Genomic DNA, 24,357 nt, shown 5'->3' with positions numbered 1-24,357 from the left:
GAGGAAGTCATGACGAGCACCGCACCTCGACGGGGCCAGGGTGCCACCGGCGTCCGAGTGGCGCTGGTCGTGTTGTTCATCGGGCTGGGCCAGGCGTCGTTCGAGTGGCTCCGGTCCCTCGGCATGGACGCGTTGACGAGCGCGGTCGTCTGGGCGATCCCGGTCGTCACCGGGGCGGCGGTGGCGCTGGTGCTGTGGGTGGCGTCGGACCGGGCGTTCCTGCTGCGCAACTGGCTGCCGGTGGCGATGTCGATCCCGGTGTACCTGGGCGGCGCGTTCGGCCTGGCGACCGGGACGGCGACCCTGGTGGCGTCGATCGTCAGCGGCGTGGGGCTGGGCGTGGCCGGCGTGGTGTTCGCCGGGATGGCCCGCTCGCGACGGCGGGTCGAGGCCGGCCGGTAGGGCGATCAGGGCCGGTTGTCCACAGGGTGATGGAGCTGTGGACAACCCGGCCTCGGCCGTAGTGCGGACGGCGAGTTCGGACCGCCGCGGTCAGTGGCGCAGCAGCAGCGACACGTCGCCGAACTCGTGCCACAGGTACCGCTCCGCCACCGCCGCCTCGTACGCCCGCTGGACCACCGGCGCGCCCGCCACCGCCTCAAGCAGCAGCAGGTGCGATGCCTCCGGGGCGTGCAGGCCCGTCACGATCCCGTCCACCACCCGCGCCGGGCGATCCGGGCCCAGCACCAGCTCCGTCCAGCCCTCCGCCGCGCGGACCTCGCCGTCGGGCGCCGAAGACTCCAGCGCCCGGGCCGCCGTCGTGCCCACCGCTATCACCCGGCCGCCGCGCGTCCGGGCCCACGACACCAGCGCCGCCGTCGTGGCCGGGACGCGGAAGCGCTCCGCCTGCGGTGGCTCGGCCGCCTCCGGTGAGGACACTCCGGTGTGCAGCACCAGCGGGGCGACCAACACCCCGTCCGTCACCAGCCTCGTCACCAGCTCCGGCGTGAACGGGCGGGCCGCCGAGGGCATCTCCGCGCTGCCCGGCTCGCGGGCGAACACCGTCTGGTAGTCCGCCAGCGGCCACGCCCGCGGGACGTACCCGTAGCGGATCGGACGTCCGTGCGCGGCGAGGAAGCCCGGGACGTCGACCGGCACCTCCGCTCGCCAGAGGCGGGCCGCGCCCGGGGTCGCCGGGGCCAGCAGGGTCAGCGACGCGCCCGCCGCGAGCGAGAGGCGCTCCCCCGGGCGGCCGTCGAGCAGCGGGCCGCCCGGTGCGCGCAGTTCGACGATCCAGGAGCCGTCGTCGAGCGCCGTCGCGAAGTGGACCACGATCGGGTGGCCGGCTCGGCGGGCGTCGACCGCCGCCGGGAGGGTTCCGGAGGTGTTGACCACCAGGAGGTCGCCGGGCCGCAGGTGGTCGCCGAGTGAGCCGAACGCCGTGTGGTGGACGCCCGACGGCGACGCGACGAGCAGGCGGACCTCGTCGCGGGACAGGCCGCGGGCCTCCGGCGGCGCCGACGCCGAGAGCTCCGGCGGCAGGTCGAACCGGACGTTCATGCCGTCGCCGGCAGGTCGGCGGCGCGGTAGCGGCCGCTGGGTGGCCGCTCGTCGAGCAGGCCGAGGAACGCCGGGACCGCGGCCGACGGCAGCGGCCGGTCCGAGATGTCCTCGCCCGGGAACGCGCGCTGGTGCATGGCCGTGCGCAGGTCACCCGGGTCGACCGCGTACACGGACAGGTCCGGGTGTTCCGCGCCCAGGACGGCGGTCAGCTGATCGAGCGCCGCCTTCGCGGAGCCGTAGCCGCCCCAGCCTTCGTACGCCTCGACAGCCGCGTCGGAGCTGACGTCGATCACGACGCCCCGCGCCGCCGTCAGCGCGGGCAGGAGGAGCTGGGTGAGGGCAAGGGGCGCGAAGACGTTGACGCGGTAGACGTCTTCCAGATCCGCGAGCGGATAACGCGCCAGTGGCGGCAGCGGGCTGAGACCGAGCGAACTGGCGTTGTTCACGAGCAGGTCGAGCGAAGGACAGGCTTCGGCGAGCGAAGCACGGTGAGCCGGGTCGGTGACGTCGCCGGGGACCGCCGTGAAGCCGTCCTCGCGAGCCGCCGAACGCAACGCGGCCGCGTCGCGGGCGTCGCCGATGACCGTCCATTCGCGACGGACGAGGGCGGCCGCGAGCGCGCGGCCCAGCCCGGCGGATGCGCCGGTGACGAGTGCGGTGGGCATGGTTCCTCCTTCGAGGGGTACCACACCATCGTGAAACCTCTACGTTACTCGAGGTCAACCCGGGAACGGCCGCGCAGCAGGGAGTACGCCACCAGCGAAACGACGAGGCCGACGTAGTACGCGAGGTCGGCGCCGTGCAGCGCCGCGGCGACCGGTCCGGTGTAGAGGGACGTGTTCATGAACGGCACCGCCGCGCCGAACCCGATCACGAACGCCGCCACGGCCGCCCACGGGCGCACGGAATCCGAGGCCAGGACGTCCACGCGCCGGCCACCGCGGGTGCGGGCGAGCCAGTCCGGGACGACCACGCCGAGGAACGGCGGGATCCAGTAGCTCACGAACAGCAGCACGTTCTCGAACTTGGCCGAGAGGTCCCCGCTGTGCATCCAGAGGATCAGCGCGAACGCGAGCACGGTGACGACCACCGCCGACACCGGGCGCCGCAGCCGGACGCCGACCGTCTGCAGCGCGAGCGAGCCGCTGTAGTCGTTCATCGCGTTCGACGACACCGCCGCCAGCGCGATCACCGCCAGCGCCAGCGCGCCCAGGAACCCGCCGCCGAGCAGCTGGGCGATCCCGGACGCCGTGTGGTCGCCGAGCGACGACCCGAGCGCGAGCCCGAGGCCTTCGCCGATCGCGTACGACACGACGAGGCCGAGCAACGTCGCCCAGAAGACCGCCCGTGACGAAGCGGAGACGGGCAGGTAGCGGCTGAAGTCCGAGGCGTAGGGCGCCCAGGAGATCGCCAGCGACAACGTGATCGTCGTGAACAGGACGACGCCGCCCGCCAGATCCGCGCCGGACGCGGTGTCGGCGACGGCGATCGGGTGCCCGGACAGGACCTTCACGGTCAAGGCGGCGAACGCGAGCACCAGCAGCACGCTCATCACCGCCTGCACGCGGTGGATCAGCGCGTAGCCGAACACGCCGAGCGCACACTGCAGCACCAGCACGATCAGCACGGCCACCCAGAACGGCAGCCCGGTCAGCTCGGCGAGCGCCTCACCGCCGAACAGGCCGACGAGGGCGTCCCAGGCGATCGAGCCGAGCCACTGGACCAGGCCGGGCAGCACGACGCCGCCGCCGAACGGAAGCCGGGCGAGCGGCAGCTGGCCGGTGCCGGTGCGCGGGCCCCACGTCGACAGGTACGCCACCGGCAGCGACCCGAGCACGGTGCCGGCGAGCATCGCGGCCAGTCCCGTCCAGAACCCGAGGCCGAGCGAGGCCGCCAGGGTGCCGGTGAACACCGCGGTCATCGTCAGGTTCGGCGCGAACCACACGCTGAACAGCCGCCACGGGCGCCCGAACCGGTTGCCCTCCGGCACCGGCTTGATACCGTGGGTTTCGATCGCCAGGTCCCGGCCACCCGCGGGCATCCGCCCGCCGAAGACCTCGGCACCCAGGCCGCGTCCGCTCATGTCCTGCCTCCCGTCACGATCACCCTAAGCGCAGCCGCGTGGCGCAGCGCGACGGCCCGATCGGACGGGGCACGGTGAGCCCCTGGGCGCGGAAAGCCGTGAACGGCCCATCGACGGACACCGGGTCCACCGATGGGCCGTTCGCGGACTTCGGTCAGACGAGCAGCAGGAACAGCAGCCCGTTGGGGGTGCCGAGACCGGTCACGTCGTCGTAGCCGGGGGCGGTGTGGATGGTCAGGCCCTGGTAGTCCAGGTTCCGCGCCGAGCGCAGCAGGCCGTCCGTGGCGTCGACCGAGTTGGCGTAGTCGACCCGGGCCACGGCTTGGCCGTCCACGTGCTTCACGTCGCTGATCGCCGCGGTGCGGGAGGTCAGCTTGTAGATCACGGGGTTGATGAAGCCGTGGTGGAAGTGGTCGAAGCTGTCGGCCACCGCCATGATGCCGGCGAACACCGGCGACGCGAGGCTCGTGCCGCCGATCCGGTACTGGTCGTAGTGCGCACCCTCCGGGAAGGTCTGCGTCTGGCCGACCAGGAAGCCGGTGTTCGGGTCGCCGACCGCGGAGATGTCCGGGACGACCCGGCCCTTCTTCTTGCCGGTCTGGTTCTTCGTCGCCAGCGCGTCCGGCACGACGCCCTTCTGGTAGAAGGGCTGCTCGAACAGCCGGCTCGTGCCGCCACCGGAACCGCTGGTGTAGTTGGCCGGGCCGTAGACGCCGTTGGTCAGCAGGGACTTGCTGGTCTCCCAGCCGGTCTCGAAGATCCGCTTGCCGTCCTTGCCGATCGCGATGGACGTGCCGCCGACCGCGGTGATCCACGGCGCCGAGGCGGAGAAGTCCGGCGACGGCGTGCCGAGGCGCGCGACCTCGTCACCGTTGTCGCCCGAGGAGAAGTAGACGCCGATGCCCTCGAGGACCGCCTGCAGCGAGATCTGGTTGAACACCTTGACCTCGTCGGCCGGGATGTCCTCGCCGGTGTCGCCGTAGGAGTTCGACACGATGTCGGCCTTGTGGCCGGCGACCACGTAGTTCAGCGCGATGTCGAGCGAGTTGTCCTGGCAGTCGGACCCGCCGACGTACAGGATGTTCGCGCCCGGCGCGAGACCGTGGGCGGCTTCGACGTCGAGGGTCTCCTCGCCGTACCAGCCGGCCGCGTCGCACTGGTCCGGCGGCTCGAGCTCCGGGTTCACCGGGAAGACGTGCTGCGAGAACTGGCTCTGCTTCAGCGGGTGCGCCGGGTCGTTGCGGCGCGCGTACTCGCTGGCGTCGGCGTAGATGGTCGGCGAGGCGAACGCGTCCACGATGGCGATCGTGGTGCCCTTGCCGTCCGCGCCGACCTTGTCGACGCCGTAGGCGGACCGCAGCTGTCCCGGGGTGTAGCCGCAGGGGGCGTACGGCAGCTGCTTGCCGTTGTAGGCGGGATCGGTGGTGTCGATCTTCTCGCCGTAGTAGGCGCTGCACGGCGGCGCGTTGCGGAACCCGGGACCGGGCGCGACGTCCGACGGCTGCACGGACTTCGTGGCCTTGCCCGAGTCGATGCCGTCGGTGTGGTCGGGCTTGAACAGGTTGGTGGCCTGGTCGACGCCGACGACGCCGAGCACGTCCCCGGCCAGGTTCGCGGGCACCGACAGGTTCTTGTCGGCGGCGCGCAGCGTCTGACCCTTGACCCGGTACTTGCCGAGGTCGACGGCGAACGCCTGCTCCGTCTGGGCCGCGGTGCCGGTGGCTTCGACGTAGGCGCGGTTCGAGGGGACCTCGCCGATGCTGAAGCCGTTGCCGGTCAGCCACGCCTTGACGGCGTTGACGGTCGCGTCACTGGCCGCGAAGCGGTCGCGCACCTGGTCGGGGCTCAGGAACTGGCGGTAGGTCTTGCTGTCCGGGTCGGACACGGCCTGGGCCAGCGCCTCGGCGCCGGCGTTGTCGCGCTGGTTCAGGTAAACGCGGAAGCTCAGCTTCGCGGCGGGCGCCGTGTCGGCGACCTTCGCCTGCGCGTTCGCCCACAACGGGTGCGACTGCGGGATGTCCTGACGCCCCTGCGCGGACGCCGTCGCCGGCAGGGCGCCGGTCAGGCCACCCACCACCGCGAGCGAAAGGAGCAGGGTGGAGCTTCTTCGCACAGAAATCTCCCTCTTCGAATGCGGCCCCCAGAAAAATGGGCCTTGGAACACCGGGTGAGACTAGATCGGTGTTCCACTCGCGCGGAAGTGCTTGCGGAACCGTTATCTGGGCGGGAATTCCCGGGCCGTGAAGCGTGGTACGGAAATCCGATTTGTCGCGGCGAAAACGCGAGGAATGTGGGGCGATGCGCGGTTGGTCCGGTTCGCTCCGGTACCGTGGACCACGGGTGAAGGGCGTGCGCCACCTACTAAAGTCGGTTGCTCCGTCCACTCCGGACAGTCCGGCGGTGGCGGTACTTCGGCCGTCACGCCAGGCGCCGGTCCACCGCGTCCGGCGCGAACACCGCGTCGACCACCATCGACACCGCTCCGCGCACCGCCATCCCTTCCCCGCGGCCGCCGATCTCCACCCGCAGGTGCTGCGTCGCCCGCGGCAGCGCCCGCCGGTACAGCACCTCACGGACACCCGCGACGAAATGCGGCTCGGCGAGGTCCCCGGCGATCACCACCACGCCCGGGTTGACCACGCAGACCAGCGTCGCCAGCACCTCCCCCACCTGGCGGCCCGCCACTTCGGCGAGCCGGACCGCGGCCGGCTCGCCCGCCGTGATGCGGTCGCGCACGCCGGAGCCCGACGTCGTCGGCAGGCCGAGCTCCGTCAGCCTCGCCGCCAGCGCACCGCCGCCGGCGACCGCCGCCAGGCAGCCGTGGGAACCGCACAGGCAGCGGGCCTCCGGGTGCTCCGGCAGCCGGATGTGGCCGATGTCGCCCGCGCCGCCGTCGATCCCGCGGTACACCTCGCCGCCGAGGACCAGGCCGGCGCCGATCCCGGTCGACACCTTCACCACGACGAGCGCCGCCGACTCCGGGTACCGGGTGCGGTGCTCGCCCAGCGCCATCAGGTTCGCGTCGTTGTCCACCAGCACCGGGGCGCCGAACCGCGCGCCGAGGTGGGCGTCGATCGGGTAGCCGTCCCAGCCCGGCATGATCGGCGGCCGGGTGACCCGGGCGCGGCCGGGTTCCACCGGCCCCGGCACCGAGACGCCGACGCCGCACACCGGACGGCCCGCCTCGGCCCGCAGCGCCTCGAACCACTCCGCGATCCGGTCGAGCACCGGCTCCGGGCCGTCGGCGACCCGCAGCGGACCCGCGCGGCGGGCCAGGACCCGCCCGGCCAGATCGGTGACGGCCGCCTCGGCGTGCGTCGTGTCGATGCTCGCGGCGAGGACGACCGCGTGCTCGTCGTCGAACCGCAGGTACCGCGCCGGGCGGCCGCCGGTGGAGTCCTCCTGGCCGCCTTCGGCGAGCAGGCCTGCCGTCTGGAGCTGCTCCAGGCGCGCGGTCAGCGTCGAGCGCGAGAGCCCGCTGCGCGCCTGGAGCGCCTTGCGCGTGCTCGCCTGGCCCGTCCGGACCAGCTGCAACAGCTCGCCGGCGCTGGTCATCCCACGGCCTCCTTCGGACTTTTGTCCATTGACAAGACACAAGTCGGAGATAGATTGGACATATGAACGTAACACGGGAGCGGGCCGCGGCTGTCTTGGCGGGCAACTGGCTCGGCGCGTCCACCGTGCCCTCGCGCGGGCTGTACCCGCACCAGTGGAGCTGGGACTCCGCGTTCATCGCGTTCGGCCTGCGCCACCTGTCCCCGGGGCGCGCCCGGCGGGAACTCCGGACGCTGTTCGCCGCGCAGTGGGCCGACGGCCGCGTCCCGCACATCGTGTTCGACCCGGCGACGCCGCCCGAGGCGTACTTCCCCGGGCCGTCCTTCTGGCACGCCGGGCGGACGTCGGGCCTGGTCCAGCCGCCGGTGCACGCCCGCGCCGTGCTCGCGGCGCACGAAGCCGAGCCCGATCGCGAGTTCCTCGCCGCGCTGTACCCGCGGCTGGTGGCCTGGCACGGCTACCTGCGGACCTGCCGCGACGCGGGCGGGCGCGGCCTGGTGGCGATCGTGCACCCGTGGGAGTCCGGCATGGACAACAGCCCGGCCTGGGACGAGCCGCTCACGCGCGTCCCGCTCGCCACCGGGTTCGTCCGCCGCGACCTCGAGCACGGCGACGCCGGCGACCGCCCCAGCGACGACGACTACGGCCGGTACGTCCGGCTCGCCGCCGCGTACCGCGACAGCGGCTACCAGGACATCGGTGACTTCGCCGTGGAAGACCCGGGCTTCAACGCCCTGCTGGCCGACGCCGAACTGGCGCTGGCGGAGATCGCGGAGGAACTCGGCCTGCCGTCGGACGCGCACCGCGAAGCCGCGGCACGCCTCGAGAAGGCCATGCAGGAAACGCTTTGGGACGACGGCTTCTTCTTCGCCAGGGACGTCCACACCGGCGCGCTGATCCGCGAGCACACGTGCGCGGGCCTGCTGCCGCTGGTGCTCCCGGACCTGGCGGTCGCCCCGGCCCTGGTGGCGACCGCCACCGGCCCGCGCTTCCGGCTCGGCCGGGTGCACGGCGTCCCGAGCTACGACCTGACCGCACCGGGCTTCGACCCGGGCCGCTACTGGCGCGGGCCGTCGTGGTTCAACGTCGGCTGGCTGATCCGGCGCGGGCTGCTGCACCACGGCGAGTTCGCCCTCGCCGCCCAGTTGCGCGACGACCTCGTCGAGACCGCCGCCGAAACCGGCTTCGCCGAGTACGTCGACCCGCTGACCGGGGCCGGGCACGGCACCCGCTCGTTCAGCTGGACGGCCGCGTTGACCGTGGATCTGCTGTCCGAGGCGAGTTGTGACCGGGGCCGGGGGCTCCGCCGCCCGGAGCTCTCGAAGGGCAGGTGACGGCCGCCCGGCCGCGTCGGGGGCGGCCGGGCGGTCCGATCAGCTCGCCCAAGTACTGGACCTTCTTCGCCGCGCCGAGGTCGTGACGGCCGTCGCCCGCTGACTGTCCACTGTGGCCGCTGGCCGGGGGACCCGCGCCACCCCCAGCCGGGCGCGGGTCCCCTTGTGTTCGGTGGTTCCGGTGTCCATTCAGGATTCTCGGAGTCTACCTTCGCCGGGCCCGGGTGCCCCGTGTGTTTTTCATGGCCCGGCCGTGAATGCGGCACCTCCGGCGGTGGTCAGGCGAACCCTACGCCGGACGACAGCATGGTGAACGCCCGTTCGGCCGTCGCCCGGGCCTCCGGGAGCCGCTCCCGCGCGGGGACGCCGGCGGCGACCGCGGCCATGTTCGCTTCGGCCAGCGTCCGCCGGATCGCCGTGATCTGCGCCGCGGCCAGGCCCGCGTCCGGGGCCGGGACACCGGCCTCGGCGAGGGCGGCGGCCAGCGCCGCCTCCCCCGCGCCGGTGAACTCCGCCAGCCGCGCGACCAGCGCCGGCGTGCCGGTGACCAGGCGGAACACCGCGACAACCGCGGGGGCATCGCACAACCCGGTCACCGGCTCGTGCTCCGCCAGCCCCCGCACGAACGCCTCCCGCAACGCGGACAGGGGTCCCTGGTCCGGCCGGCGGCCGCGGACGACGTCCGCCGCGTCGGTCTCGTGGTCGGCGAACCGGTGCAGCACGAGGTCCTCCTTGGCCGGGAAGTACGCGAAAAGCGTCCTCTTGGACACCTCGGCCGCCCGCGCCACCTCGGCGACCCCGACGGCGTCGAACCCGCGCTCGAGGAAGAGCTCGATCGCCGCCGCCGAGATCGCCGCCCGCGTGCGGAGCTTCTTGCGCTCCCGCAGGCCCAGTTCGTCGTTCACCTCATGCAGCGTAGCTTCAGACCTGCTGGAGACCGGCCTTCCCGGCCTGCACCACGTAACTGCGGTCGTTCTTGATGACCACCGATGCCGGGTCATAGACGCTGGTGTCGGACGTCGTCATGAAGTCCGCCCGCATCTCCGACGGCGTGGTCGTGACGCGGACGTAGCCGCGCTCGCCCTTGCAGTACTTGACGTGCGGGTTGTTCGCGTACCAGGTCGCACTGGGCGCGCCGGCGGTGTCGCTGTTGCTCGTCACCGACGTCGTGACCAGCTCCGAGCCGATCACCGGGTCGCTGTGGTCGAAGTAGTCGAGCCGCAGGTCGGCGGCCCAGTGCCGGTGGACGTCACCGGTCAGCACGACCGGGTTGGCGACCTTGCGGTCGACCCAGCCCTGCTGGATCCGGTTGCGGGAGGCCTCGTAGCCCTGCCAGGAGTCGTTGCTCTCGCAGGTGGCCTTGTCGCCGTCGGCGTCCCGCGTGGCGAAGAAGACCTGCTGGCCCAGGAAGTCCCAGGTGGCGGGGTGCGACTCGAACTGCTTGAGCAGCCACGCCTCCTCCGTGCCGCCGAGGATGCTGCGGGACGTGCTGCGCATGTCGGTGCAGGCCGGACCGGCGTCGCCGGCGGGGTCGGGGACCTGGGCGCTGCGGTACTGGCGCGTGTCGAGCAGGTGGAACCGGGCCAGGCTGCCCCACATCAGCTGCCGGTACAGCTGGATCGACGCGCCGTTGGGCTTGGCCGTCGACCGGATCGGCGTGTTCTCGTAGAAGGCCTGGAACCCGGCGGCCTTGCGCGCGGCCGGGGCCGGCGAGGTGGTGCCGTTCCAGTTGTTCATCACCTCGTGGTCGTCGAACACGACGATCCAGGGCGCGATCGCGTGCGCGGCCTGCAGGTCGGCGTCGGTCTTGTGCTGGGCGTGCCGGGCGCGGTACTGCGCGAGCGTGGTGACGTCCTCGGTGAAGGCCAGGCTGCGGGGGTTGCGCTCCTGCGCGGTGCGGCCCGACTTCTTCTCGTAGATGTAGTCGCCGAGGAACAGCACCAGGTCCGGGTCGTCGGCCACGATGCCCTTGTAGGCGTGGTAGTAGCCCTCCTCCCAGTGCTGGCAGGAGCTGAAGCAGTACTTGAGCCGGTTGACCGCGGCGCCGGCAGCGGGCGCCGTGCGCGTCCGGCCCACCGGCGAGAGGTAGCCGGAGCTCTTGAACCGGTAGAAGTACTCGCGCGCCGGCTGCAGGCCGACCGGTTCGATGTGGACACTGTGCCCGGACGCGCGGACGGCGTCCACCGAGCCGCGCTGCACGACCGAGCTGAACGCTTCGTCGTTCGCGATCTCCCAGTCGACCGCGTAGGTGGCGTCGGGCATGCCGCCGAAGCCGTCCGGGCTGAGCGGCGCGGGCGCGAGCCGCGTCCACAGCACCACGCTGTCGGGCAGCGGATCGCCGGAGGCGATGCCGAGCTGGAAGGGATCGCGGACGGCGGGGGCGGCGGCCGTGGTGCGGGCGTTCGCCCACGACGGCAGCGCCGCCGAAGCCGCGGTGGCGGTGACCGCGGCGAGCCCGCCGAGCAGCACCTTGCGCCGGTTGACCTGACCCATGGGAAAGCCCTTTCTCGTGGTGGACGCGCCTCAGGCCGCGAAGTCGGTGATGCCGTCGCTGCAGGACTTGAGGTCCGGCTTGGCGGTCGTGTAGTTGGCGACGCACACCTTGTAGAAGACCCAGCCGCCGTGCGGGACCGTGACGGCCTTGTCGGTCTTGGTGCCCTCGCCGGTGGAGTTCCAGACGTAGAAGGGCCCGGCGCCGCCCTTGAGCCAGTAGGCGACGACGGCGGAGTAGCCGTCGGAATTCGTGTCGTAGACCAGGAAGTGCGAGTCGGACGCGCGGTACTGCGCCTCGCCCGCGCAGGCGTCGGCGCACTGGCCGCTGCCCGAGCCGACGCCGCAGTCCGGTGCGACCCGCGTGTCGGAGTTGGTGAAGACGTAGGTGTCCGAGATGTACCCCCCGAGCGCGGGCACGTAGTCCCACAACGTGCCCGTGCCGTAGGTGCCGGTCACGGACGTGCCGTTGACCTGGCAGTCGATGGTGACGGTGGCGCCGTTCGCGACGGTCTTGACGGCCGTGGCGCTCGCGGTGGGCGCCCGGCGGACGTTGAGCGGGTCACCCGCGGTCTTCACGGTGCCGCTCGCCGCCGCCGACGCCTCGATCGCGCCGCCGGTCAGGAGCGCGCCGACCGCGGCCATGACCAGGCCGGAACCGGCGATACGCCGGAGTTTCGAACGCTTCATGGCCGGAAGCGTGGCTGCACGCCGTACACGTCTCGTACAAAGCGCGCAGTGGGTATGCCCACACACTCCGAATGGATCTAGCCCCTGCGCCGGACGGGTCCTAGAGTCCGGGACATGGGGGAACTCATCGGGCAGGTTGAGACCACCTCGCTGACCATCCGCGTCCTCGGTCCGCTGGAGGTCACCGCCGCCGGGCGGGTGATCGCCCTCGGCGGCCCGAAGCCCCGGCTGCTGCTGGCCGCGCTGGCCCTGCAGCCGAACGTCGTCGTCTCGACCGACGTGCTGGTGGAAGTGCTGTGGCCGGAATCGGCGCCGCGGTCGGCCGCGGCGAACATCCGCACGTACGTGCATTCGCTGCGGAGGCGGTTCGCCGAAATCGACCCCGCCCTCGGCGAGCGGATCAGCAGCCGGGCTTCCGGCTACCTGCTGACCGCGTCGCCGGCCGAACTGGACCACCTCGCTTTCGCCGCGTTGGCCGGTGAAGCACAGGAAGCGCTCGACCGCGGCGAAGCCGAAAGCGCCCTCAAACTCCTCGACAAGGCCGACGCGCTGTGGCGCGGCGAAGTCCTCGAAGGCCTGCCGCACGACCACAGCTGGGGCGCGACCGTCGCCCGGCTCGCCGAGCTGCGGCTGTCGGTGCAGGAGCAGCGGCTGCGCGCCCGGATCGGCCTCGGCCGCTCCGGGGAGGCCATCGCCGAACTGCGCGGGCTGGTCACCGAGCACCCGCTGCGCGAAGAACTCTGGGCGCAGCTGATCGTGGCGTTGCGCGCCACGGGCCGGACCGGCGACGCGATCGAGGCGTACGAGTCGGCCGAGCGGGTCCTGCGCGAAGAGCTCGACGCCGAACCGGGGGCCCGGCTGCAGGAGCTGCGCGCGACCCTGGTGCCGGAAACCGGCCTCCTCTCCCGCGCCGCCGACGTCGCCCCGGTCTGCCAGCTGCCCCTGGACCTGCCGGACTTCACCGGCCGCGACACCCTGATCCACGACGTCGTCACCCTGCTGAAGGAACGCGCGGACTCGGGAACGCCCGCGGTGATCGTGCTGTCGGGCGCGCCCGGCGTCGGCAAGTCGGCGGTCGCCGTCCGGGTCGCGCACGCGGTCCGCGACGAGTTCCCCGACGGCCAGCTGCACGTCGACCTGGCCGGCACGTCGTCGTCGCCGCGGGCGCCGATGAGCGTGCTCGCCGAGCTGCTGCGCACGCTGGGCATCCCGGACGCCGGCCTGCCGCGCGAGCTGGCCGAGCGCTCGGCGCTGCTGCGGTCGCGGCTGGCCGGGCGGCGGATGTGCGTGGTGCTCGACGACGCCGGCAGCGAGGCCCAGGTGCGGCCGCTGCTGCCCGGCGCCGGGGCCTGCGGGGTCCTGGTGACCAGCCGGATCCGGCTGCCCGGGCTCGCCGGCGCGAAGCCGGTGGACGTCGACCTGCTGCCCGAGGCCGAGGCCGCGCGGCTGCTGGAAGGCATCGTCGGCGCGGAACGGGTGGCCGCCGAGCCCGACAGCGCCGCGGCGATCCTGCGCCAGTGCGGGCACCTGCCGCTGGCGATCCGGGTGGCGGGCGCGAAGCTGACGCACCGGCCGGGCTGGACGCTGCGGCTGCTGGCCGACCGGCTGGGCGACGAGCGCCGCCGGCTCGACGAGCTGCGCGTCGGCGACCTCGCCGTCCGCGCGAGCGTGACCCTGTCCTACGACCTGCTGCCGATGTCGGCGGCGACCGCGTTCCGCGGGCTGGGCCTGCTCGGGCCGGTCCAGTTCCCGGCGTGGGCGGTGGCGGCCGTGCTGGGCCGCCGCGACGCCGAGGACGTCCTCGACGTGCTGGTCGACGGCCACCTCGTCGAGCTCGTCGGCTCCGACTCGGCCGGGCAGCCGCGCTACCGGTTGCACGACCTCCTGCGCGTGTACGCGGTGGAGCTCGCCGAGCGCAGTGACGCGGCGAAGACCCGGGCCGGCCTGCGGCGGGTGCTGGAGGGCTACCTGGGGCTCGCGCTCGAGGCGGCCCGCCGGATGCCGCTGCACTTCTTCGGCATGTACTGCGACGACGAGCTGCCGCGCCCCGGCGTGCCCGGCGGCGTCCTGCCCGACGACCCGGCCACGTGGTTCGCGGCCGAGCGGCACACCACGGTCGCGGCGGTCTCGCTGGCCGCCCGGCACGGGTTCGACGACCTGTCCTGGCAGCTGGCTTCGGCGCTGACGCCGTACTTCGACCTCAGGGGCCCGCAGGACGACTGGCACAGCACGCACCTGGTCGCGCTGGCGGCGGCCCGCCGGACCGGCTCGGCGCGCGCCGAGGCGATCGTCCAGCGCAACCTCGGGCAGTACCTGCTCTACCAGGACGAGTACGCCGAGGCGCGGGTGGCGTTCGAGGAGTCGAAGAAGCTGTTCGACAAGGTCGATGACGCCCAGGGCGTCGCCGTCGCGCTGACCGGGCTCTCGACGATCCTCCGCTTCGAGGGCGAGGACGACCTGGCCCTCGACCACTGCCACGAGGCGCTGGAGCTGTTCGCGGAGGCCGGCGACCCGAACGGCGAAGCGGTGGCCCGCCTCGGCGCCGGAGCGGTGTGGATGTCCCGGGGGTGTTACGCGGCGGCGAAGCGCTGGATCACGGACGCACTGGAGCTGTCGGCCGCGATCGGCGACCGCCACCGCGAGGCGCACGCGCTCAAGCGACTGGGCCTGCTGTTCCAGCACCAGGGCAACCTGGCCGCGGCCCGCGAGCACGTCGACCGGGCGATCGCGATCTTCACCGACCTCGGTGACGACCACTGCGTGGGCTACGCGAACCAGAACCTCGGCGAGCTGTGCCTGCACAGCGGGGATTTCGCGCACGCCCAGCTGCTGCTGGTGAACTCGCTGGCGGTGCATCGCCGGAACGGGGACCGGCGGTCGGAGGCCGAGGTGTCGCAGCTGCTCGGGGAGCTGCACCGGGCGCTGCTGCAGCCGGAGCGGTCGCGGGACTACTCGGAGCGGGCGCTGGCGATCTGGCGTGAGCTGTCGACGCGGCCGAAGGAGCCGGCGGCCGGGGTGGCCGAGCGGCCGCACATCGCCTCCGCCTGAGGCCGCCGTGCCTTCGACACCTTCCCGGCGTGGCCGGGACACGCAGCTGTGGTCGATCCGGCGGCACCTCGTCGCGGTGGTCCTGATCGGGCTCGGCGTGTTCGCGGCCGCGACCGTGCTGTTGTGGCTGGCGCTGGGACTGCCGGCCGCACCCGGCCCGGACACGAAGCTGAACGTCATCAAGATCGCGTTGTCGGTCGTGGCGGGCGTCGGCGGGGTGGTCGCGCTGGTCGTCGCCTACCGCAAGCAACGGATCGGCGAGGCGGCCGAAGCGCGCGAGCACGTCAAGGTCTTGAACGAGCGGTTCGCCACCGCGTGCACCCAGATCGGCCACGAAAAGCCGGCCGTCCGGCTCGCCGGGCTGTACGCCATGGCCGGCCTCGCCGACGAATGGGCCGAGCAACGCCAGGTGTGCATCGACGTGCTGTGCGCGTACCTGCGCATCCCGTACGAGCCCGTGCTCGATTCGCCGTGGTACCACGACGAGGAATCCGAGGTGCGCCTCTCGATCACGAGCGTGATCAGCGACCACCTGCGCCCGGGCGCGCCCGTCGGCTGGCAGGGCCACGAGTTCAACCTCCTCCGGGCCGTCCTCCGCTCGGCGGACTTCGCGGACATCCACCTGACCGGCGGCCGGCTCCTGCTCAGCCTCGCCCGGTTCCCCGGCGGCTGGACGTCGTTCGACGGCATGCACGTCGACGGCGGCGAAGTCTGGTTCGGTGGCGCGGTGTTCAGTGGCGACGCCCGGGTGACGTTCGACAACGCCGAGTTCGGCGCCGGCCGCGTCCAGTTCGACGGCGCCGCCTTCACCGGCGGCGAAGTGTCCTTCCGCGGCGCCCGGTTCACCGGCGGCGAAGTCGACCTCTCCAAGGTCAGCCTCGACGACTACACCGCCCCACCCGTGTTCGATCCGTGGGAGACCCCGCCGCCCGGGCTTCTGCTGCCCGGCGCGTAGCTCTCAGGCCGCCTCCGCACAATCTGCTTGTACGGATCATGTACGCCGTCCCGTCAGTCTTTCGCCACCTTCGAACGAACAGGTGCGAGAGGAGAACCGGGGATGATCCGGATCAAGAAGGCCGGCCGCGTGACCGCGGCGGTTCTGGCCGCCGGGGCGGTGACGGCGCTGGCCGGAGCCCCCGCGCAGGCCGCCACGGCGCCCGACGGCACCCAGTGGACCGCTGATCTGTCCAGTGTGGACAGCGACGACGTCAACGTCACCGGCGCGGGTGGGACGCTCACCCTGGCCGACGCCGCGTGGCACCGGACCGCCCGGGTGTTCGCCGGCAGCGAGGGCAGCCTGACCACCGCCGAACACCGGCTCGGCTCGCCGGTCAACCGCGTCAGCGCGGAACTGACGGCCGACACCCCCAAGGGCACGTCGGTCGACGTCGACGTCCGCGGCCGGACCGGCGTGCACGACTGGACCGAGTGGACCCCCGCGGGCACCACGCTGAAGAGCACCGTGAGCGAGGTGCAGGTGCGGATCAGCCTGCACACCAGCACCGACGGCGTGCGCCCGTCGGTCAGGAGCGTCGCGCTCAGCGCCGACAGCGCCCCGCAGGTCAACGCCCTGACCGCCGGGACCGAACTGACCTACAAGGTCTACGGCACCCGCGAGGGCCTGCCCGGCGGCACCACCGCCAACGGCCACGTCATCACCAGCCGCGACCACTTCGTCGCGCTGCCGTCCGGCAAGGGGCTGGCGCCCAAGGGAACCGGCAACTACTCCGTCCGCGTCTGCCGGACCGACGGCAGCAAGTGCGAGTACGCGCCGGTGTGGGACGTCGGCCCGTGGAACGAGCAGGACGACTACTGGAACCCGGCGTCGGTGCGCACCAAGTTCAAGGACCTGCCGCAGGGCCAGCCCGAGGCGTACGCGGCCTACTACAACGGCTACAACGGCGGCAAGAGCGGTCTCGGCTACAAGGTGCAGAATCCGGCCGGCATCGACCTCGCCGACGGCGTCTTCTGGGACGGGCTCGGCATGTCGGACAACGGCAACGTCAACGTCACCTACCTGTGGACCGGCTCCGGCCCGACCGGCGTCGTCAGCACGGCAGGCGACCCGATGAACGTCCGGGCGAGCGCCAGCACGACGGCCGCCATCAAGGGTCTCGCGGCGAACTACGCCAAGGTGAACATCGAGTGCTACGTCGAGGGTGACACCGTCACCGGCAAGTTCGGCACCGGCAACATCTGGGACCGGATCGGCCCCGGGCACTACGTGTCCGACACCTACCTGCAGACGGGTTCGGACCAGCCGGTCGCCCCGCACTGCTGAGGACCGCTCCCCCGATCGTCGCGTGGTCGACTGCCCTCACCCGCGACAAATGGCGAAGGCCCGGTGTCCCCCGCCGGGCCTTCGCCCATTTCCGCGTTATTCCGCTCACCGGCACACGAATTCACAACCGTGAACAAACATCCGCCGGGTGTACAACGGCCCGCCGGGCGTGTAAAAATTCCGGGCACTCTCCTCCCCACGGAATCACGGAATGGCGGGCACCTGTGAGCGTTTCCCGGAGAACCCTGCTGACCACCGCGGCCGGCGCCGCGGTGGCGGCGGGCGCCAGCACCTCCACGGCCGCTTCCGCGGCCACCGCCGACCCCGCCGACCTGGCCTCGGTCACCCGGACGCTCCGCCAAGCGGCCGATTACGCGGTGGCCAAGCTGCGCGCGGTGGCCCCCGGCGTCACCGCGTTCCCGGTCGGCACGAAGTTCGAGAAATGGACCTTTTCGCAGAACGGCGACTGGGTCGGCGGATTCTGGCCCGGTCAGTTGTGGCTGGCCTGGCTGCACAGCGGCGAGGAACAATTCAAGACCCTCGCGCTGGCCTCCGCGGAAAAACTCGCGCCGCGGCAGAACGACACGGGCACGCACGACCTCGGCTTCCTCTTCTCCCCGTCATGGGTGACCGCTTGGCGGCTCACCGGCGACGAGAAGTGGAAGGCGGGCGCGGTGCGGGCGGCCTCGTCGCTGATCAAGCGCTACAACCCGGCGGGGCGGTTCATCCGCGCCTGGGGTGCGCTGAGCGACCCGAACAACGCCGGCCGCGTCATCATGGACACGATGATGAACCTCGACCTGCTCGCGTTCGCCAGTGCGCAGACGCAGGATCCGCGGTACCTCGAGATCGCCGTCGCGCACGCGAAGACGGCGCAGCGGCACTTCCTGCGCCCGGACGGGTCGTCGCCGCACGTGTTCGACTTCGACCCGGTCACCGGCGCGCCGGTCGGGCCGAACACCGTGCAGGGCTACAGCCCCGCGTCGTGCTGGTCGCGCGGGCAGGCCTGGGGCGTCTACGGGTTCACGACCATCCACCGGCGCACCGGCGACGCGGAGTTCCTGACCACGGCCCGCAGGCTCGCGGACTTCGCGCTGTCCCGGCTGACGCCCGACCACGTGCCGGTGTGGGACTACCTGGCTCCGCAGGCCCCCCACGACGTCAAGGACGCGTCCGCCGGCGTGATCATGGCGTGCGGCCTGCTGGACCTGGCGGAACTGACGCACCGCCCGCGGTACCGGGAGAGCGCGCTGCGGATCCTCTCCGCGGTCGCGCGCACCTGCCTGACGACGAAGTCCGACCGCGCCGAGGCGAGCGTGGCGCGCTGCACCCGCAACCGGCCGGCCGAGGACGGCGTCGAGGTGTCGCTGCCCTACGCCGACTACTACCTGCTGGAGGGCATCCTGCGGGTGCTCGACCGGCGCAAGGTGGACCGCGCGATCGACCTTTCCCGCGTGTAGCGGGGCATGGGGAGGCCGCCACCTCCCCGGGACGCGCGCGTCAGTGGTGCTGGTGGTGGGCGTGCACCTTGGCGTGGCCGAGGCCGCGCCCGATCATCCACCGGTTGACCGGCACCGTGACGACGAACGCGACCGCCAGCGAAAGCGCCAGGGTCAGCCAGAAGAGCACGCTGGCCAGCCCGGCGTCCATCGCCCCCGGGATCACCACGATCACGGTGTTGTCGATCAGCTCCATCACGGCGATCGACACGGTGTCCGCGGCCAGCGCGACCTTGAACGCCGCCGCCACGCCCAGCCCCGACTTCAGCACGCCGCGCATGGTCAGGGCGTAGCCGAAGACGAAGGCCAGCGCGATCGACAGGACCACGGTCGCCGCGTTGTGCAGGCCGAACGCCGTGCCCAGCACCATGCCGAGCACCTCACCGATGGCACAGCCGGTGAGGCAGTGCAGAGTCGCCTGGATCGCCGTCGCCCACGAAGCCCCGTGCTGTTCGTTCATGCTCCCGACTATACCCCCCAGGGGTAATTGGCGCACGCCTCCCGCACCACACCACCGGAGGCATCAGGGTTATTACGGACAGTGACCAAATGCGGCCGACCAGGGCATCCACCTCGGAACACGGCCGGAGGAGAACTCACTTCCGTAACCCTTTGCGCACATCCCGTTGACCACAGTTACCCGGGGCCCTACGTTCGCCCTTGGTCTCCACCATGCGCAGACCGGTCGAACGGATCGAATTTTCGAGGAACGGGTGGGGATGCGAGGGCCGACGAAGACCTTCCGGCTGGCCGCGGCGGCGGCACTGGTCGCGGCGCTCGCGCTCGGAGGCTGCTCGGACCAGCTGGGCAGCGCGCCCGCGCCGGCGCCGACCCGGATCGAGTTCGTGCCCAAGGTGGGGGGCATCCCGTACTTCGAGGCGATGGACAACGGCGGTCTCGAGGCGGCGAAGCAGCTGGGCGTGGCGTGGCACACGACCGGGCCGGCGACGGTCGACCCGGCCGCGCAGGTGACGATCCTGCGCGACCTGATCGCGAAGAAGGCCGACGTCATCGTCGTGGCCCCGAACGACCCGGCCGCGCTCGCCGGCGTGATCGCCGAGGCCAGGGCGAAGGGCATCCACGTGCTCACCTCCGACACCGACGCGCCGGGCACGCAGCGCGAGGTGTTCGTCAACCAGGCCAGCGCGCAGGGCATCGGCGCCGCCCTCGTCGACGCGCTGATGGCGAAGACCGGCGGCACCGGCCAGTACGCGATCGTCTCCTGCGGCCGGGCCGCGGCGAACCTCAACTCGTGGATCGCGGTGCAGAAGGAGTACGCGGCCGCGCACTACCCGAAGGCCGAGCTCGTCGAGACCGTGTACGCGGGCGAAGACGAGGACGCCGCGACGGTGCTCGCCAAGCAGCTCATGGCCCGCCACCCCGGCCTGACCGGGCTCATCGGCGAGTGCACGACGTCCGCGCCGGGCGTCGCGAAGGCCGTCGGCGAGGAGCAGAAGATCGGCCGGGTGTTCACCGTCGGCGTCGGGACGCCGCAGGCCATCAAGCCGTTCCTGCTCGACGGCTCGTGCTCGCAGTCGGTGCTGTGGAACGTCGAGTCGCTGGGCTACCTGACCGCGTGGACGGCGAAGCAGATCGCCGACGGCAAGCCACTGGCCCCGGTCAACAAGGTGAGCCTGGAGCTGCCGGCGGTGAAGTACGACGCGGCGACCAAGACCGTCCTGCTGGGCGATCCCCTGCTCATCACCGCCGACAACGTCGACCAGTTCAAGTACTGACTCCGGCTCACCGGTGCCGGCGCACGTGCCCGACCGCCGCGCCGCCGCCGAGCACGAGGAGCAGCGCCGTCAGCCCCCAGCGCCGTTTCTCCTCGGTGCGGTGCGCGGTGTCCTGGACGACCGGCTTGGCCTCCTTCGTCGGACGAACCCGGGGCGTCGTCGCCGGAGCCGGCGGGGGCGGGGGCGGGACCGAAGTGGCCGGCGCGGGCGCGACCGCCGCCGGTGGCGGGGGTGCCGGCTCCGGCGACGGCGGTACGACGACGGGCTTTTCCACCGGCGGCGGCCGCGGCGGAGGCGGCGGCTCGGGTGACGGTGTGACCGGCGCGGGCGACGACTGTTCCGGAGGGGTGGACGGGGGTGGCGACGACTGCTCCGGGGGCGTGGACGGCGGTGTCGAGGGCGGCGGCGGGGGCGGGGGCGGGGGTGCCTCGGCGAAGCACCCGGCCGCGTCGCCGCTCACCAGCGCCGGTCCGGACGCGACCTCGGTGGCCTGGCCGGAGCCGTCGCGCGGCAGGCGGTAGGTGACGCTGCGCCGCCCGTCCTCGTTGGCCGTGGCGTAGAGCGCGCCGGGCGCGAGCACCACCGAGCCGTACGCGCCGCCGTCGGGGAACCGGAGCCCGGGCACCACCGCGACCTTCCCGCTCGACGGGTCCAGCGTCACCACCGAGCTGTTCCCGCGTGAGGTCGTCGAGACGCCGTAGAGCAGCCCGTCCGCGGGGTCGAAGGCGAAGTCGTCGACGCCGACGGCGAGCGACACCGGCCGCAGCGCCGTCCGGTGCACCACCCGCACGTAGTCCTGGCCGGCCGGATCGATGTCCACTGTGTACAGATCGCTGCCCTGCCGCACGTACCAGCGGGTCCCGTCGATCGCGCCCGCGGTGGCGCCGGTGACCGGGCTCCACGCGGGCTTGCCCGGGCCGGCCTTGGCGATGACACCCAGGTCGGTGACCACGCCGGCGGCGTCGATCCGCACCGCGTGCGCGCCGTGGTAGCGGCCGGCGCGGGTGCCGTCGGCCACGCCGTAGACCACGTCCTGCGCGGCGGAGTAGCCCATCGCGTTGATCCAGTACCCGGCCTGGGTCACCCGCTTGGTGACTCCGCCGGGCAGGGAAAGCAGCCGCAACGTCGTCGGCGCGCCGCTGCGTTCGTTCTCCGCCTGCAGGATCGTGCAGCCGCCCGGCTGCCGGGCCTGCGGTCTCGCCTTCGGCGGGGCGAGCCAGCCCGTCGCCGCCAGCAGCGCCGAGACCGCCGCGGCCGCGCCGACCGCGGCCGCCCAGCGGGCGCGCGTGCCGGTCAAGCCAGCCTGGCCAGCGCCGAGGTGAACGCCTCGGGGGGCACGCTGACGCCGCCGCTGAACGGGTTCTGCAGCTGGTAGATCGCATAGAGCAGCAACGTGATCGTGCCGGCCAGTGTGGACACGATGATGATGTGCGCGGCCACCCGCGTGCCGCCGAACAGGTTGGGCAGCAGGATCGCGGTGATCAGGCTGCCGAGGATGAGCGCGAACCAGACCACCGCGCCGACCCCGCCGGCGCCGGAGTGGCTCAGCCGCTGCTGCCGGGCCTCGTAGACCGACCAGAGCTGGTTGCTCGCCTCGGTCTTGCGGTCCAGCAGCCAGTCGTCGTCGGCCGGGGCTTCCGCCACCGCCTGGCGCATCCGGTCGAGCTGCGTTGCGCCCGTGGCCGGCACCTCGCCGCCGTCGGCCAGGCGCGGCCATTCCTGGTCCTCGACCGTGTGGGCGTAGGCGACGGCGAGCTGGCGCACCCGGTCCTTGGTCTCCCCCGGCAGCGCGTCGGCCGCCCAGGTGGCGGCGACCAGGCCGTTCGCTTCGGACTGCGCGTTCTCGCTCACGGTGTTCACCGAGTCGTAGAGCGAGATGAGCACGAAGGCGACCAGGACCGCGTGCAGCCCGCCGACGATGGTGAACACCTGACCGGCCGCGTCGTTGTTGTCGGGCCTGCCCTCGTCCCAGCCGAACCGGCGGACCAGGTAGGCGATCACGCCCGCCAGCAGGGCCGCGCCGGCCACCCAGAGACTGCCGGCCACGAAGATGTTCATCCGGGTCCTTTCGCCCGCGGAGCGCGGGAAGCACTGCCCGGCGCATTCCACGGCCGGGAACGCTCAAGTTAGCCACCCATTTACGGGCGGACAACAGAAAGAGCAGAATTCATCCTGGTGGCCGCACGAGTGGCCCGAAATTCGCCGATTCGGTGCAGTTGAGGCGGGGCGCAGTCCGTCCCACCGTGTCGCTCGGCGATCGCGGACCGCGCCGCCGGCCGGGGATTCTCACGACCGAGTGACGCCTGCGGACAGCCGGTGACCACGTGGTTCGAACATCATCGGCAAACGATCAAGCCGCACGGCGCGCATAAACCCGGTGACCCGATCGTGTCATTGTGCACGCAGACGCGGTTGCTATGTTGATTTCGCGGCGCCATGGAACCGCACTTATCAGCGAATAGCAGGTCATGACCGGCGTGCCGGCTGGGGCGGGCACGTGCCGAAGCGAATGATTGGGTGGTTCTCGTTGTGACTGTCACCGACCCGGTGGATGTGGAGCAGGTCCCGTCGAGTTTGGGGCGGGCGGCGGCCCGGACCTTGGCGACGACGACGAAGTCGGTCCCGCAGATGCAGGGGATCTCCTCGCGGTGGCTGCTGAAGGTGCTGCCGTGGGTGGAGGTCGCCGCGGGGTCCTACCGGGTCAACCGGCGCCTGTCCTACGCGGTCGGGGACGGCCGGGTCACCTTCACCACCACCGGCGCCCAGGTCCGGGTCATCCCCCCCGAACTGGGGGAACTGCGCCCGCTGCGCGGCTTCGACGACGACGAGGTCCTGATCGAACTGGCCGACCGGTTCACCCAGCAGGAATACGCCCCCGGCGACGCCCTGGTCGAATTCGGCTCCCCCGCCGACCAGGTGTTCCTCCTCGCCCACGGCAAAATCACCAAGGTCGGCACCGGCGCCTACGGCGACCAGGTCGTCCTGGGCACCCTCGCCGACGGCGACCACTTCGGCGAGACCACCCTCACCGACCCCGACGGCATCTGGGAATTCACCGCCAAAGCCGTCACCACCTGCACCGTGCTGACCCTGCCCCGCGCCGCCTTCGACGACGTCCTGGCCCGCTCCGAAACCCTGCAAAACCACCTGCGGGACTACCAGGCCCGCGGCGCCGCGGCCAGCAACGACCACGGCGAAGCCGAAATCTCCCTCGCCTCCGGCCACGACGGCGAACCGGTCCTGCCCGGCACCTTCGTCGACTACGAAGCCCGCCCCCGCGAATACGAACTCTCCGTCGCCCAAACCGTCCTGCGGGTCCACTCCCGCGTCGCCGACCTCTACAACCAGCCGATGAACCAGATCGAACAGCAACTCCGGCTCACCGTCGAGGCGCTGCGCGAACGCCAGGAACACGAACTGATCAACAACCCCGACTTCGGGCTACTGCACAACGCCGACTTCGCCCAGCGCATCCCCACCCGCACCGGCCCACCCACCCCTGATGACCTCGACCAGCTGCTCACCCTGGTCTGGAAAGACCCCGGCTTCTTCCTCGCCCACCCCAAAACCATCGCCGCGTTCGGCCGCGAATGCACCAAAGCCGGCCTCTACCCCACCAGCGTCGACCTCGGCGGCCACCAGGTCCCCTCCTGGCGCGGCGTCCCCATCCTGCCCTGCAACAAAATCCCCGTCACCGACACCCGCACCAGCTCCATCCTGCTGATGCGCACCGGCGAATCCGCCCAAGGCGTCGTCGGCCTCCACCAAACCGGCCTGCCCGACGAATACCAGCCCGGCCTCAACGTCCGCTTCATGGGCATCAACGACCAAGCCATCATCTCCTACCTCGTCTCCGCCTACTACTCCGCCGCCGTCCTCGTCCCCGACGCCCTCGCCGTCCTCGAAGCCGCCGAAATCGGCCGGGAGGGATGATGCCCGAACCCCGCACCCCGCCCCGCAAACCCGACACCGAACCACCGCGTCCCGGGACCGGCCTGCCGCCTTCTGCGTTCGGGCCGACCGGGCTGGGCACCGCCGCCGCCCGGGTCACCCCGCGCACCGGCGGCACCCGCCCGCCGCACGCCCCCGAACCCGATCGGCGGGCCACCCCGTGACCCTCACCGAGGAAACCCGGCCG

The 24,357-nt window shown here is 72.3% G+C and carries 20 protein-coding genes; 9 read left to right on the top strand and 11 right to left on the bottom strand.

Features of this window, described 5'->3' with window-relative positions; genetic code table 11:
- The first annotated feature begins 9 nt into the window (after window positions 1-9).
- Entirely contained in the window at window positions 10-402 is a 393-nt protein-coding gene (locus DV20_RS21130) for a hypothetical protein (RefSeq protein ID WP_043782883.1), read from the top strand.
- Window positions 403-492: 90 nt separating this feature from the next.
- On the opposite strand, the gene DV20_RS21125 is transcribed toward DV20_RS21130, so the two are convergent.
- From DV20_RS21125 to DV20_RS21105, 5 genes are all read right to left on the bottom strand, one after another.
- Window positions 493-1,500 (bottom strand): S-adenosylmethionine:tRNA ribosyltransferase-isomerase, encoded by a 1,008-nt coding sequence (locus tag DV20_RS21125; protein ID WP_043782882.1) that lies wholly within the window; start codon window positions 1,498-1,500, stop codon window positions 493-495.
- Window positions 1,497-2,168: an SDR family NAD(P)-dependent oxidoreductase gene (locus DV20_RS21120; protein ID WP_200876471.1), complete on the bottom strand. Its 672-nt coding sequence runs from the start codon at window positions 2,166-2,168 to the stop codon at window positions 1,497-1,499. The genes DV20_RS21125 and DV20_RS21120 overlap by 4 nt, the downstream gene beginning before the upstream one ends.
- A gap of 44 nt (window positions 2,169-2,212) precedes the next feature.
- Entirely contained in the window at window positions 2,213-3,586 is a 1,374-nt protein-coding gene (locus DV20_RS21115) for a purine-cytosine permease family protein (RefSeq protein ID WP_043782878.1), read from the bottom strand.
- A gap of 154 nt (window positions 3,587-3,740) precedes the next feature.
- The gene (locus tag DV20_RS21110) at window positions 3,741-5,699 is read right to left on the bottom strand and encodes a S53 family peptidase (RefSeq protein WP_043782875.1); all 1,959 of its coding nucleotides are present in this window, start codon (window positions 5,697-5,699) and stop codon (window positions 3,741-3,743) included.
- 305 nt (window positions 5,700-6,004) lie between these two features.
- Window positions 6,005-7,141: an ROK family transcriptional regulator gene (locus tag DV20_RS21105; RefSeq protein WP_043782872.1), complete on the bottom strand. Its 1,137-nt coding sequence runs from the start codon at window positions 7,139-7,141 to the stop codon at window positions 6,005-6,007.
- A gap of 62 nt (window positions 7,142-7,203) precedes the next feature.
- Between DV20_RS21105 and DV20_RS21100 the strand changes: the two genes are divergently transcribed.
- Entirely contained in the window at window positions 7,204-8,475 is a 1,272-nt protein-coding gene (locus tag DV20_RS21100; RefSeq protein WP_051736079.1) for an amylo-alpha-1,6-glucosidase, read from the top strand.
- Window positions 8,476-8,753: 278 nt separating this feature from the next.
- Here DV20_RS21100 and DV20_RS21095 read toward each other — a convergent pair whose 3' ends face one another.
- From DV20_RS21095 to DV20_RS21085, 3 genes are read right to left on the bottom strand one after another with little or no spacing between them, the layout of a single operon-like run.
- Complete coding sequence (locus DV20_RS21095; protein ID WP_043782870.1) at window positions 8,754-9,380, bottom strand: TetR family transcriptional regulator; 627 nt, start codon at window positions 9,378-9,380, stop codon at window positions 8,754-8,756.
- A 16-nt stretch (window positions 9,381-9,396) separates the two neighbouring features.
- Window positions 9,397-10,968 (bottom strand): alkaline phosphatase D family protein, encoded by a 1,572-nt coding sequence (locus DV20_RS21090; RefSeq protein WP_043782869.1) that lies wholly within the window; start codon window positions 10,966-10,968, stop codon window positions 9,397-9,399.
- A 30-nt stretch (window positions 10,969-10,998) separates the two neighbouring features.
- Window positions 10,999-11,655 (bottom strand): hypothetical protein, encoded by a 657-nt coding sequence (locus DV20_RS21085; protein ID WP_043782868.1) that lies wholly within the window; start codon window positions 11,653-11,655, stop codon window positions 10,999-11,001.
- 114 nt (window positions 11,656-11,769) lie between these two features.
- Between DV20_RS21085 and DV20_RS21080 the strand changes: the two genes are divergently transcribed.
- From DV20_RS21080 to DV20_RS21065, 4 genes are all read left to right on the top strand, one after another.
- Window positions 11,770-14,703 carry an AfsR/SARP family transcriptional regulator gene (locus tag DV20_RS21080; protein WP_043782866.1) on the top strand — a complete coding sequence of 978 codons (2,934 nt, stop codon included), beginning with the start codon at window positions 11,770-11,772 and terminating at the stop codon, window positions 14,701-14,703.
- Window positions 14,704-14,710: 7 nt separating this feature from the next.
- Window positions 14,711-15,658 (top strand): pentapeptide repeat-containing protein, encoded by a 948-nt coding sequence (locus tag DV20_RS45580; protein WP_051736078.1) that lies wholly within the window; start codon window positions 14,711-14,713, stop codon window positions 15,656-15,658.
- Window positions 15,659-15,760: 102 nt separating this feature from the next.
- The gene (locus DV20_RS21070; RefSeq protein ID WP_043782865.1) at window positions 15,761-16,984 is read left to right on the top strand and encodes a hypothetical protein; all 1,224 of its coding nucleotides are present in this window, start codon (window positions 15,761-15,763) and stop codon (window positions 16,982-16,984) included.
- A 224-nt stretch (window positions 16,985-17,208) separates the two neighbouring features.
- Entirely contained in the window at window positions 17,209-18,444 is a 1,236-nt protein-coding gene (locus DV20_RS21065) for a glycoside hydrolase family protein (protein WP_043782862.1), read from the top strand.
- Between the two features lie 40 nt (window positions 18,445-18,484).
- On the opposite strand, the gene DV20_RS21060 is transcribed toward DV20_RS21065, so the two are convergent.
- Complete coding sequence (locus tag DV20_RS21060) at window positions 18,485-18,943, bottom strand: DUF4396 domain-containing protein (RefSeq protein ID WP_043782859.1); 459 nt, start codon at window positions 18,941-18,943, stop codon at window positions 18,485-18,487.
- A 259-nt stretch (window positions 18,944-19,202) separates the two neighbouring features.
- On the opposite strand from DV20_RS21060, the gene DV20_RS21055 reads away from it, so the two are divergent.
- Window positions 19,203-20,219, top strand: coding sequence for an autoinducer 2 ABC transporter substrate-binding protein (locus tag DV20_RS21055; RefSeq protein ID WP_200876470.1), 1,017 nt, complete (start codon window positions 19,203-19,205; stop codon window positions 20,217-20,219).
- A 7-nt stretch (window positions 20,220-20,226) separates the two neighbouring features.
- Here DV20_RS21055 and DV20_RS21050 read toward each other — a convergent pair whose 3' ends face one another.
- Window positions 20,227-21,516 (bottom strand): DUF6923 family protein, encoded by a 1,290-nt coding sequence (locus tag DV20_RS21050; RefSeq protein WP_043782855.1) that lies wholly within the window; start codon window positions 21,514-21,516, stop codon window positions 20,227-20,229.
- Window positions 21,513-22,277: a bestrophin-like domain gene (locus tag DV20_RS21045; RefSeq protein WP_043782853.1), complete on the bottom strand. Its 765-nt coding sequence runs from the start codon at window positions 22,275-22,277 to the stop codon at window positions 21,513-21,515. The genes DV20_RS21050 and DV20_RS21045 overlap by 4 nt, the downstream gene beginning before the upstream one ends.
- 471 nt (window positions 22,278-22,748) lie before the next feature.
- On the opposite strand from DV20_RS21045, the gene DV20_RS21040 reads away from it, so the two are divergent.
- Window positions 22,749-24,152, top strand: coding sequence for a family 2B encapsulin nanocompartment shell protein (locus tag DV20_RS21040; RefSeq protein ID WP_043782851.1), 1,404 nt, complete (start codon window positions 22,749-22,751; stop codon window positions 24,150-24,152).
- On the top strand, window positions 24,152-24,334 hold the full coding sequence (locus DV20_RS21035) for a hypothetical protein (protein WP_043782848.1): 183 nt from the start codon (window positions 24,152-24,154) through the stop codon (window positions 24,332-24,334). The genes DV20_RS21040 and DV20_RS21035 overlap by 1 nt, the downstream gene beginning before the upstream one ends.
- Window positions 24,335-24,357: the final 23 nt, after the last annotated feature.

This window comes from Amycolatopsis rifamycinica, from assembly GCF_000695625.1.
Lineage (GTDB): Bacteria > Actinomycetota > Actinomycetes > Mycobacteriales > Pseudonocardiaceae > Amycolatopsis > Amycolatopsis rifamycinica.
The sequence above is the reverse complement of the archived record's forward strand: the minus strand, read 5'-3'. Positions and strand labels throughout refer to the sequence as shown.

Coding starts and splice junctions, on each gene's coding strand:
- DV20_RS21080 (WP_043782866.1), top strand. CDS start 11,770: ATGGGGGAACTCATCGGGCAGGTTGAGACCACCTCGCTGACCATCCGC.
- DV20_RS21070 (WP_043782865.1), top strand. CDS start 15,761: ATGATCCGGATCAAGAAGGCCGGCCGCGTGACCGCGGCGGTTCTGGCC.
- DV20_RS21130 (WP_043782883.1), top strand. CDS start 10: ATGACGAGCACCGCACCTCGACGGGGCCAGGGTGCCACCGGCGTCCGA.
- DV20_RS21055 (WP_200876470.1), top strand. CDS start 19,203: ATGCGAGGGCCGACGAAGACCTTCCGGCTGGCCGCGGCGGCGGCACTG.
- DV20_RS21045 (WP_043782853.1), bottom strand. CDS start 22,277: ATGAACATCTTCGTGGCCGGCAGTCTCTGGGTGGCCGGCGCGGCCCTG.
- DV20_RS21120 (WP_200876471.1), bottom strand. CDS start 2,168: ATGCCCACCGCACTCGTCACCGGCGCATCCGCCGGGCTGGGCCGCGCG.
- DV20_RS21060 (WP_043782859.1), bottom strand. CDS start 18,943: ATGAACGAACAGCACGGGGCTTCGTGGGCGACGGCGATCCAGGCGACT.
- DV20_RS21105 (WP_043782872.1), bottom strand. CDS start 7,141: ATGACCAGCGCCGGCGAGCTGTTGCAGCTGGTCCGGACGGGCCAGGCG.
- DV20_RS21090 (WP_043782869.1), bottom strand. CDS start 10,968: ATGGGTCAGGTCAACCGGCGCAAGGTGCTGCTCGGCGGGCTCGCCGCG.
- DV20_RS21115 (WP_043782878.1), bottom strand. CDS start 3,586: ATGAGCGGACGCGGCCTGGGTGCCGAGGTCTTCGGCGGGCGGATGCCC.
- DV20_RS21035 (WP_043782848.1), top strand. CDS start 24,152: ATGCCCGAACCCCGCACCCCGCCCCGCAAACCCGACACCGAACCACCG.
- DV20_RS21125 (WP_043782882.1), bottom strand. CDS start 1,500: ATGAACGTCCGGTTCGACCTGCCGCCGGAGCTCTCGGCGTCGGCGCCG.
- DV20_RS21100 (WP_051736079.1), top strand. CDS start 7,204: ATGAACGTAACACGGGAGCGGGCCGCGGCTGTCTTGGCGGGCAACTGG.
- DV20_RS21085 (WP_043782868.1), bottom strand. CDS start 11,655: ATGAAGCGTTCGAAACTCCGGCGTATCGCCGGTTCCGGCCTGGTCATG.